This is a genomic window from Paracoccus sp. FO-3, from assembly GCF_006386455.1.
In the GTDB taxonomy this organism is placed as follows: Bacteria; Pseudomonadota; Alphaproteobacteria; order Rhodobacterales; family Rhodobacteraceae; genus Paracoccus; species Paracoccus versutus.
In genome coordinates, this window is the sequence record NZ_VCBQ01000140.1 from 1 (window position 1) to 9,267 (window position 9,267).

At 68.9% G+C, this 9,267-nt stretch carries 14 protein-coding genes and 1 pseudogene; 6 read left to right on the forward strand and 9 right to left on the reverse strand.

Annotated features, from left to right (window positions below; all coding sequences use genetic code 11):
- Positions 1 to 31: 31 nt before the first annotated feature.
- The 5 genes from FE811_RS23935 to FE811_RS23955 all read right to left on the reverse strand — a co-directional run bounded on the left by FE811_RS23935 (position 32) and on the right by FE811_RS23955 (position 3,719).
- Positions 32 to 442, reverse strand: coding sequence for a VOC family protein (locus tag FE811_RS23935; RefSeq protein ID WP_036761387.1), 411 nt, complete (start codon positions 440 to 442; stop codon positions 32 to 34).
- Positions 443 to 475: 33 nt separating this feature from the next.
- Positions 476 to 1,321 carry an aminoglycoside 3-N-acetyltransferase gene (aac(3), locus tag FE811_RS23940; RefSeq protein ID WP_140849039.1) on the reverse strand — a complete coding sequence of 282 codons (846 nt, stop codon included), beginning with the start codon at positions 1,319 to 1,321 and terminating at the stop codon, positions 476 to 478.
- A gap of 4 nt (positions 1,322 to 1,325) precedes the next feature.
- Complete coding sequence (locus tag FE811_RS23945; RefSeq protein ID WP_140849041.1) at positions 1,326 to 1,733, reverse strand: cupin domain-containing protein; 408 nt, start codon at positions 1,731 to 1,733, stop codon at positions 1,326 to 1,328.
- 108 nt (positions 1,734 to 1,841) lie between these two features.
- Positions 1,842 to 2,483 (reverse strand): glutamine cyclotransferase, encoded by a 642-nt coding sequence (locus FE811_RS23950; protein WP_116221275.1) that lies wholly within the window; start codon positions 2,481 to 2,483, stop codon positions 1,842 to 1,844.
- A 9-nt stretch (positions 2,484 to 2,492) separates the two neighbouring features.
- On the reverse strand, positions 2,493 to 3,719 hold the full coding sequence (locus tag FE811_RS23955; protein WP_116221276.1) for a helix-turn-helix domain-containing protein: 1,227 nt from the start codon (positions 3,717 to 3,719) through the stop codon (positions 2,493 to 2,495).
- A gap of 59 nt (positions 3,720 to 3,778) precedes the next feature.
- Between FE811_RS23955 and FE811_RS23960 the strand changes: the two genes are divergently transcribed.
- The 3 genes from FE811_RS23960 (at position 3,779) to FE811_RS23970 (ending at position 5,802) form a co-directional block, all read left to right on the forward strand.
- Positions 3,779 to 4,012: a hypothetical protein gene (locus FE811_RS23960; protein ID WP_116221277.1), complete on the forward strand. Its 234-nt coding sequence runs from the start codon at positions 3,779 to 3,781 to the stop codon at positions 4,010 to 4,012.
- 2 nt (positions 4,013 to 4,014) lie between these two features.
- Complete coding sequence (locus FE811_RS23965; protein ID WP_116221278.1) at positions 4,015 to 4,701, forward strand: thioredoxin family protein; 687 nt, start codon at positions 4,015 to 4,017, stop codon at positions 4,699 to 4,701.
- Positions 4,702 to 5,013: 312 nt separating this feature from the next.
- Positions 5,014 to 5,802: a phytanoyl-CoA dioxygenase family protein gene (locus FE811_RS23970; RefSeq protein WP_116221720.1), complete on the forward strand. Its 789-nt coding sequence runs from the start codon at positions 5,014 to 5,016 to the stop codon at positions 5,800 to 5,802.
- Positions 5,803 to 5,899: 97 nt separating this feature from the next.
- Here FE811_RS23970 and FE811_RS23975 read toward each other — a convergent pair whose 3' ends face one another.
- The 4 genes from FE811_RS23975 to FE811_RS23990 form a co-directional block, all read right to left on the reverse strand.
- The gene (locus tag FE811_RS23975) at positions 5,900 to 7,276 is read right to left on the reverse strand and encodes a Do family serine endopeptidase (RefSeq protein ID WP_116221279.1); all 1,377 of its coding nucleotides are present in this window, start codon (positions 7,274 to 7,276) and stop codon (positions 5,900 to 5,902) included.
- Positions 7,277 to 7,375: 99 nt separating this feature from the next.
- On the reverse strand, positions 7,376 to 7,741 hold the full coding sequence (locus FE811_RS23980; protein WP_116221280.1) for an SPW repeat protein: 366 nt from the start codon (positions 7,739 to 7,741) through the stop codon (positions 7,376 to 7,378).
- A 36-nt stretch (positions 7,742 to 7,777) separates the two neighbouring features.
- A complete protein-coding gene (locus tag FE811_RS27670; RefSeq protein ID WP_181180950.1) occupies positions 7,778 to 7,951 on the reverse strand; it encodes a hypothetical protein in 174 nt (57 codons plus the stop codon).
- A gap of 107 nt (positions 7,952 to 8,058) precedes the next feature.
- Positions 8,059 to 8,274: a hypothetical protein gene (locus FE811_RS23990; RefSeq protein ID WP_219848939.1), complete on the reverse strand. Its 216-nt coding sequence runs from the start codon at positions 8,272 to 8,274 to the stop codon at positions 8,059 to 8,061.
- Positions 8,275 to 8,340: 66 nt separating this feature from the next.
- Here FE811_RS23990 and FE811_RS23995 point away from each other — a divergent pair, with 66 nt between their 5' ends.
- The 3 genes and pseudogenes from FE811_RS23995 to FE811_RS24005 form a co-directional block, all read left to right on the forward strand.
- Positions 8,341 to 8,700, forward strand: a complete 360-nt coding sequence (locus tag FE811_RS23995) for a helix-turn-helix transcriptional regulator (protein WP_116221281.1) — start codon at positions 8,341 to 8,343, stop codon at positions 8,698 to 8,700.
- Between the two features lie 2 nt (positions 8,701 to 8,702).
- Complete coding sequence (arsC, locus tag FE811_RS24000; protein WP_116221282.1) at positions 8,703 to 9,128, forward strand: arsenate reductase (glutaredoxin); 426 nt, start codon at positions 8,703 to 8,705, stop codon at positions 9,126 to 9,128.
- A 12-nt stretch (positions 9,129 to 9,140) separates the two neighbouring features.
- Positions 9,141 to 9,267, forward strand: a pseudogene (locus FE811_RS24005) (arsenical-resistance protein); the annotation flags it as partial.

Here is a 9,267-nt window from a genome sequence, read left to right on the forward strand (position 1 = left end):
ATGCGGTTCGATATCCGCGGGGCCATGCGCCTCAGCCCTTGTCGGTGACCTTCGGCCACCAGGTGCCGAAGCACCACAGGTTGCCCTCGGGATCGCGGCAGATGAATTCGCGGCTGCCGTAGTCGCGGTCGGTCAGCCCCTCCTCGATCACCGCGCCGGCGGCCTTGGCACGGGCGAACATCGCGTCAGCGTCATCCACGGCGATATAGAGCGACTTGCCGCCCTGCCCCGACGGCTGGCCCACCATCCCGCCATAGGCGTCGTCCCTGTCGTCGCCGCACATGATCATGGACGAGCCGAAGGCCAGTTCGGCATGGGCGACCTTCTCGCCATCCATGTATTTCGCATGGGTGGTGAAGCCGAAGGCCCTTTCCAGCCAGTCGATCATCGCCGCCGCGTCGCGGAAGCGGAAGGTCGGGTAGATGCGCGGAGCTTCCATCATGCGTTCCTCCTGTCAGATTGGGGCCATGCCCGGTCAAATGTCTCGGCCGTCACGACGCATCTGCGGATACGCCACCGATCCGAACTGCCGCTCGAGCCAGTCGACACCAAAGGCGACGATATCCCGTGCGTCGAACAGATGGCAGTGCGCGGCGCCGACCACGCCCTCGCGGTGCCGGCCCGTCTGGACATAGGCGCGGGCAATGGTCTCGACCGCATCCGGCTGACCCTCGGCCGCGAAGCAATCGAGGATGCCGTTCGAGTCGAAATCCGTGGCCGCTTCCCAGATGGTCCGGCCATCCGGGCCCAGCATCGGCATCTCGTAGCTGACGCGGCGCTTGCCGGGGATGTCGGCGATGGCCTCGGCATAATGCAGCACGGTCACGGCATCGAGCGGCGCGCCCAGCAGCAGGGTCTTGCCGCCAAGGCGCACGAAGCGCTCCAGCGGCGAGCCCTCGCCCAGGGCCTGGCCCAGCCGGTGCGGTTCGACCAGGGTGCCGGCCAGCGGGCCGACCGCGATCATCGAGGCATCCGGGTGGGCGCTGCGCCGGGCCGCCGGCAGCGCCGCAAGAAACTGGTTCAGCAGGCCGAAGCCGCGATATGTCCCGGCGGTCCGGGGATCGAAGGCGGGCCAGTCGCGGCGCAGGGCCTCGTCCATGCGAGCGCCGTTCAGGGTCTCCTCATAGGGCGAGCGGTCCCAGGAGGCATATCCCATCACCGTCCCGCCCGGCCCCACGGCATCCATGAGCGCCTGGGCGACCCCGGCTGCGCCACCCTCGACCGGGCCGAGCGCCTTCAGCGAGGCGTGGACCATCACCAGATCGCCCGGCTGCAAGCCAAGCCGCCGAAGATCCGCCGTGATCGAGGCCTTGCTGCGCATGACCCTACGGATTGTCCCTGAACCAGTCAGCGATGGCCGGCATGTCGCGCTCGAACCCGCCGGGGATGAAGACGTTCAGGACACCGACGCGCTCGGCGGTGCGGTTCCTGAAGTCATGCGTCGTCCCGGCCGGGATGCGCAGGAACGTCCCTTGCGGCGCGTCCAGCCAGTCCTCCCCGGCAAGGAAGCTGACCGTGCCGGCAATCACGTAGAAGATCTCGTCATTCACTTCATGCGCATGCGCGCCCGGCCCGTCGGCGCCGGGCTCCAGCCACCATTCCGAGACGCTGTAGCGCGCAGCCGTCTCATCCTCGTCGGCCTTGAACACCGCCGTCATCCGGCCGAGTTCATAGCACCGTCCCTCGCCCGGCGGCAGGTGCAGGACACCCTTGCCCGCGTGTTCGTCGCTCATCGCTGCCTCCCGGTGGCTGATGGAAAGGACCCCGACAGCATAGCCCGCCGAGGCCCCGCTGTCAGGTTCCGAGCGAGGGGCCGGTTTGCGCAGCAAGAACCGAAGGCCCTATGTCGCGTCCTGATCCGCCTTGCGCAGAACGACCCTCAACTTGCCGCTGCTGCCGCCGCCGCAGAAGAACCGCGCGCCGCCATCCGATTCCAGCCCCGAGACCCCGGTGCCCGGCGGCATCTCCAGCCGTTCCAGCACTCCGCCGGTGGCGGGGTCGATGCGCCGGATGTCGCTTTCCTCGCCCTGCCAGGTGCCGTGCCAGAGCGCGCCCTCGATCCAGGTGACGCCAGTGACGAAGCGGTCGCAGTCGATGCTGCGCAGCACCTTGCCGGTCTCGGGATCGACCTGGTGGATGCGCCGCCCGCGATGCTGGCCGACCCAAAGCGAGCCCTCGGCCCAGGCCAGCCCGGAATTGCCGCCCTCCGGCGCGGGAATGGTCGCCAGAACCTCGCCGCTCTCCGGGTCGATCTTGCGGATGACCGGCCCGGCGATCTGGAACAGATGCCGGCCGTCGAAGGCCGTGCCGGCATCGGCGGGGATCTCCAGCGCGCCCACCAGCTCGCCGCTGTCGGGGTCGAGTGCGTGCAGGTGTTCACCGCTGGCGAACCAGACCTGCCTTCTGTCGAAACTGACGCCATGCACCTCCTCGATCCCCGGAAAGGGGCCGTATTCGCGGATGATTTCGGCCATGCGTTTCATGCATCCACCCTAACGCATCGGCAGCGGCGCCGGGAGTAACAAGCTTGTCGGGAAACCCGGCACGGTTCGCGCGACCCAGCGCCGGGCGCGGCCGTGGCCCAGCCATTCGACCCTGCCGGCCCGCTCCAGCGCCTTGAGCCCGCGCTGCACGCTGCGCGGGCTGACATCCAGCGCCAGGGCCAGCGCCGAACTCGACCAGGCCTCGCCATCGGCCAGCAGGGCCAGCAGCCCGGCATGATCACCCTCGACCGGCGGGGCCAGCACGGCGACCCTACGCCCGACGTACGGCTCCAGCACAAAGCCCCGGCCCGTCGCGCTGATCCCGGCCAGCGGGGCGAGGTGTTCGCGCAGCCGCCCGATCTCCACCCGCAATCTTGCCCGATGCGACTCGTCGGCATGGCGGGCGCGAAAGGCACGCGCGAGCAGGGTTTCGCGCGGCACGTCGCCGGGCCATGCTTCGGCCAGCGCGCGCAGCAGCGCCATCAGCACCGGCCGCCCGGCCAGTGGCACCAGCATCGCGCCGCCGCGCAGAAGGTTGCGGCAGGCATCGACCAGCAGCAGGTCCGAGCCGATCAGCGCCTCGACCCCGGACAGGTCCAGCATGGTCTCGCGCCCGCTTTCGATCAGCCGCCCGGCCGGGGCGTCGAAGGCGGCGCGCGCCTGTGCGACCTCGGCCGCCAATGCAGCGATGCCCGTCTGATGCGCGGCACGGGCGGCCCGGTCCAGCGCGGCCCGCGCATCGCCGGCCCGGATGCGCCGCATGGCGATGCCGGCGGCGACCAGCCAGCAGCCGGGACGCGAGGCCGGGGGCAGCGCGGCGGCATCCAGCCCCTCAAGCACCGCCTCGGCCTGATCGAGACGCCCGGTCAGCAGCAGCAGCCGGGCCTGCAGGTAGCCGGCATGGGCGGCGTTCGCCCAGTCGCCTTGCGCCGCAAGCGCGCCTCGCGCCGTGCCAAGCGCCCGCTCCAGACCGCCCAGGTCGCGCGTGACCAGCGCGATTTCCGCCGCGGCCAGCCGGCAGCGGGCGCGGGCCAGGGGATCGGCACCCAACCCTCGCGCGGCGCGGCGCAGCAGGTCCCGCGCCCGGTCGAGATCGCCCAGCTGCGCCATGGCGATGCCGCGCAGCGCCAGCGCCGGCGGATCGTCGCGCAGGGCGACCCGCTTCAGCGCCGTCAGCGCATCCCCCGCCGCCAGCGCCTGCGCCGCTGCCGCAATCCCGTCATCCTTGTTACTCACGCCCGGATGCCGCCCCGTCCTAGAGTCGTTGCTGCAAAGCATCGGACGGGAGGCCCGGAATGACAACGCCCAGGGCAAAACCCGACCCGGCCCGCTGGCTGGCCCTTGCGGCGGCGCCCTGCTTCGCCGTCATGGCCTGGATCACGGCGGCCTCGCCCGCGCTCTGCCTGTCCGGGCCCGGTCCGCTGCCGCTGTACGGCATGACCATGATGTATCTGCTGATGGCCCTGTTCCACCTGCCGCCCTGGTTACGGCTGATGGCAGGCCAAGACCAAACCCGGAAAGGAGACTGACCATGACCCAAGCCATCGTTTCCCGCGAGGAATGGCTGGAGGCCCGCAAGGCGCTGCTGGCCCGCGAACGCGACATGACCCATCAGCTCGATGCGCTGCGGGCCGAGCGGCGGCGGATGCCCTGGGTCCGCATCGACAAGCCCTATCGCTTCATGGGGCCCGACGGCGAGGTGACGCTGGGCGACCTGTTCGGGACCCGCAGCCAGCTTGCCATCTATCACTTCATGCTGACGCCGGGTTCGGATCATCTCTGCTCGGGCTGTTCCTTCGTCGTCGACCATGTCGATGCCGCCCGGCAGCATTTCGAGCAGGCCGACCTGGCCTTCGCCGCCGTCTCGCGCGCGCCGATCCGACGGATCGAGGAGGTCCGACGGCGCATGGGCTGGCGCTTTCCCTGGCTGTCGTCGGACGACGGCGATTTCAACTACGATTTCGGCGTCTCGTTCACCGAGGAGGATCGCGCGGCCGGCCGGGCGATCTACAACTACGGGACGGTGATCGAGAGGAGCCCGGACATGTTCGGGGTCAGCATCTTCGTGCGGCAGGACGGCGTCCTCTTCCACAGCTATTCCACCTATCATCGCGGCGTGGAACTGCTGATGGGCGCGTTCAACTGGCTGGACCTGACCCCAAAGGGCCGCAATGAAAACGGCGCCATGAGCTGGCTCAGGCTGCATGACCAATACTGAGCCGGGCGCAGAGGATCAGGGCGGGCGATCACTTCCCGGCGCTCTGGACGATATCAGGGCATCTGTCCTGACGATGGGCTGGGGTGCCTGCTGGCCGGGCAATGAATGCCCCTCGATAACCGCGAGCAGGGGAAACAGGTCGCAAGCGGCCAGGGGACACGGCTTGCAGCCCCCGGCTGCCCGCCCTAAATTCCGACCATGATGTTCATGTCCACATTCTTCCCGCTGATCTGACCGGCCCTGCCGCCGGTGCTTTCGCGCCATCAGATCGACACGGCGCCCGCGATTGGGGCGCCAAGCGGAGAATGCGTGATGACCAATCCCGAACCCACCGGCCTGACCAAGCATCAGGTTCAAAGCTTCATCGAGGACGGCTTCGTCAGGATCGACGGCGCCTTCCCCACCGACCTCGCCCAGCAATGCCGGGACGAGTTGTGGGCGGCGACGGGCCTCTCGCCCGACCGGCCCGAGGGCTGGACGCGACCCGTCATCCGGATCGCATCGATGTCCACGCCCGCCTTCGTCCAGGCCGCCAACACCCCGCTGCTGCATCGGGCCTATGACCAGCTTGCCGGGCCGGCGCGCTGGCTTGCGCCGCAAGGGCTGGGCAGTTTCCCGATCCGCTTCCCCTCGCCCATCGCCCCCGGCGACGATGGCTGGCATGTCGACATGAGCTTCGGCGACAGCCCGGATTTCATGGAGTGGCGGGTCAATGTCAAAAGCAGTGGCCGCGCGTTGCTGATGCTGTTCCTGTTCTCGGATGTCGGGCCCGGCGATGCACCGACCCGGATCAGGCGGGGCTCCCACGCCACCATCGCCCGCGAGTTGCTGCCCTATGGCACGGCAGGCGCGACGCTGCAGCAATTGTCGGCGAACGGCTATGCCTCGACCGAGACCTGCCCCGAGGCACTGGCGACGGGCGCGGCGGGCACGGTCTATCTGTGCCATCCGTTTCTGGTCCATGCGGCGCAACCGCACCGGGGGACAAGACCCCGCTTCATGGCGCAGCCTCCCTTGCTGCCAAGAGCCGAGTTCGACCCGGCCTTGCCGCCCTCGCCGGTCCAACTCGCCATCCGCAGGGCTTGCGGGCCGGCGTTCTGAAGCCGGCAAGGTCCGGGGCTGCGTCAGATGAGCGACGCCCAGGCATCGGTGACGACACGCTGCGTCTTCCCGGTCCTCTCCATGCCACGGCCGTCGTTCACCTTGCGACCATGAAAAGACGGTTGCCGTCGCGGATCAGTTCCAGCGCCACGATGGCACGACGGCCGGCAAGCATGTCACGCAAATCCGCGACCGATGAAACCGGCGTCCGGTTGACGGCGACGATCATGTCGCCGCGGCGCAGACCGACCCATGCCGCAAGGCTGTCCGGCTCGACGCTGTCGACCGTGATCCCGGCACTGCCCGCCCGGCGCGCCTCCTCCGCCGAGGCGTTGCGCAACCGGGCGCCATCCAGCGGCGTGCCAGCGAAATCACCGGAGGAGGTGGCTTCGGCGGTGATGGACAGGTCGACTTCCTGCTCATCCCCCTCGCGCCTGACCGTCAGGCGAATGGTGCTGCCGACGGGCGTCAGGCCCAATCGGTTGCGCAGATGCGTGGCGCCCTGCACCGGCACCTCGTCGATGGCGGCCACCACGTCCCCCGTCTTCAGCCCCGCCTTCTCGGCAGGCGAGCCGGGCTCGACATTCGCGATGACCGCGCCGTGGATGCCGCCCAGCTCCAGCGCCTCGGCCAGATCGGGCGTCAGGTCGTGCATGCCGATCCCCAGCCTGCCGCGCCGCACCTCGCCATGCTTGATCAGCTGCTGCATCACGGCGACGGCCATGTTGCTGGGCAACGCGAAACCGATACCGATATTGCCCCCCGCCGGGGTCAGGATGGCGGTGTTGATACCGACCAGCCTGCCGTCCAGCGTCACCATCGCGCCGCCCGAATTACCCGGGTTGATCGAGGCGTCGGTCTGGATGAAATCCTCATAGCCCTCGCGGCTGATGCCGCTGCGTCCCAGCGCGCCGACGATGCCCGAGGTCACCGTCTGGCCCAGGCCGAAGGGGTTGCCGATGGCGGCGACGAAATCGCCGACCTGAAGGCGGTCGGAATCGCCGATCTCCAGCGCGACCAGATCCTCGGCCTCGATTCGCAGCAGGGCGATTTCCGTGGCCTGGTCGGCGCCGACGAGTCCGGCCCGGAACTGGCGCCCGTCCTTCAGCGTGACGCTGATCGCGCTGGCCTCGGCGACGACGTGGTGATTGGTCAGCACATAGCCGTTCTGGGCGTCGACGATCACGCCGGAGCCGGCGCTCATCTGCCGCCGCATCGGCGGGTCGGGAAGATCGAAGAAACGGCGGAAATAGGGATCGTTGTAAAGCGGGTTCGATACCGCCGGCGTTTCCGAGACGACCGCGATATTGACCACCGCCGGGGTGACGCGCGACAGCATCGGGGCGATGGTGGGAATGCCGCCCGCCGCCTCGGGCATGGGTTGGCCGACAGCCGCCGGGGACGGCGCGACCAGCGCCAGGATCGTGCACAGCGTGATGGCAGCCGCGCGCAGTCGGAGGATTTTCATCGACATCGGCAATTTCCGTTTGATCGGTGGTGGATTTCCTTTCCCGCCCGAGACCAGACGGAGAACGTGAAAACGGCCCGGCGGGTTGCCGGGCCGTTCGGGACGTCACGCTGTCGAATAGGGCCGGTCGTCGCCCGACCACAGGCTGACGCCTGCCAGGATCGCGACGACCAGACCGGCGATCACATGCACCCACATCGCCGCCGCGAGGGTCGCGAAGCCCAGAACCCAGGGCGCGATCACCGCCCAGAGGCCAAGGGCGGCATTGGCCCATTCCTCAAGCCTGTGGAACGCGAAGAGCGCGGCCAAGGCGATCAGCGTCATCGCGGCCCCGATGATCCAGGCGTTCCCCGCCGCGGCGGTCTCGGCCGCGAAGCCGAGATACCAGGGCGACAGCAGAAGACCGAGACCGGCAACGACATTGGCGATGTCGAATGCCGTCCGGCGATCGAGAGACAGGGATTTCAGCATCGTTCACTCCTCCTTGTCGGTTGCTTGGTGATCCCGTCAATGGACCTTCCCTTGCGGGGGAAGGCTGGATGCGGCGGCGGGCCCGGGCGGCGGCAGGGCTGCCCGGCCTGCTTCGGGCGGGATCGCTGCGATCTCATCCCGCGTCAGCAGCCCCGCCGCGATCTCGTGCAGCGCCAGTTCTGCAGGGCTGGCGCCCGGCATGTCGAGCATCGCCCCGGCGCCCTGAAGCAGCGCCCTGCTGCGGCCAGCGTCAGGGCGAACCTGTCCGGCCGCACCTTCTGGCAATCAAGCACGACGAGCGGGTCCATGGCCGCACCTCATGCCGCCTTCCGCGCGCCGGAAGCGGCCCGCCCCGCCGCCTTGCGCTCCAGCGCCAGCAGCGCCTGCCGGGCCTCGGCCAGATACGAGGGCCGGCCGTTCTCGGGCATGCCCTCGTTGGTCGCCTGGTCGATCAGATATTCGGTCCAGGCTCGGTTCGTCAGGATCCGGCGCCTGACCCCCGCGGATTCCCCGAGCAGCCATCGTCGAGACACACCTGCTGGCTTGACACCCCCAAGTCTCACCTTCATTATATCAACATATCTTGAGAGGTTGATTCGATGGAGGAGCAACGCGCCCTTGCCGGCTTCGCGGCCCTGTCGCAGGAAACCCGGCTGCGCATCGTCCGGCTGCTGGTCAAGGCCGGGCCGGAGGGCATGGCGGCCGGGGCCATCGGCGAGGCCCTGGGGGACGCGACCACTTCGCGGCTATCCTTCCACCTGACCCACCTCGAACATGCCGGGCTGATCCGGTCCCGGCGCGAGGGGCGTTTCATCATCTACAGCGTTGTCTTCCCGACACTGGCGGGGCTGATCGAATTCCTGATGCGCGATTGCTGCGACGGCCATCCGGAAATCTGCGCGCCGGTCGCGGCCGCGCTGGATTGTGCCTGTGACCCCACTTTGACCCGAGAGACCTGAGCATGGATGTCGTCATTTACCACAACCCCGACTGCGGCACCTCGCGCAACGTCCTGGCCATGATCCGCAATGCCGGGATCGAGCCGCATGTGGTGGAATACCTCAAGACGCCGCCCACGCGCGCGATGCTGGAGCGGCTGATCGCCCGGATGGGCATCGCACCTCGCGCGCTGCTGCGGGAAAAGGGCACGCCCTATGCGGAGTTGGGCTTGGACGACCCGGCACTGCCCGACGCGGCGCTGATCGAGGTGATGCTGGCGCATCCGGTGCTGATCAACCGGCCCATCGTGGTCAGCCCCAGGGGGGTGCGGCTCTGCCGGCCCTCGGAGCAGGTGCTGGACCTGCTGCCGCCGCAGCGCGCCGCCTTCAGCAAGGAGGACGGCGAGTCGGTGGTCGATGCCCAGGGCAACCGCATCCGCTCGGCCTGAAAGGAACAGATGATGACCCTCGACAGCCCGGCCCGCCGGCTCTCCTTTCTCGACCGCTACCTGACCGTGTGGATCTTCGCGGCCATGGCGTTCGGCATCCTGCTGGGCACCGTGTTCACCGGCCTGCCGGATGCGCTGA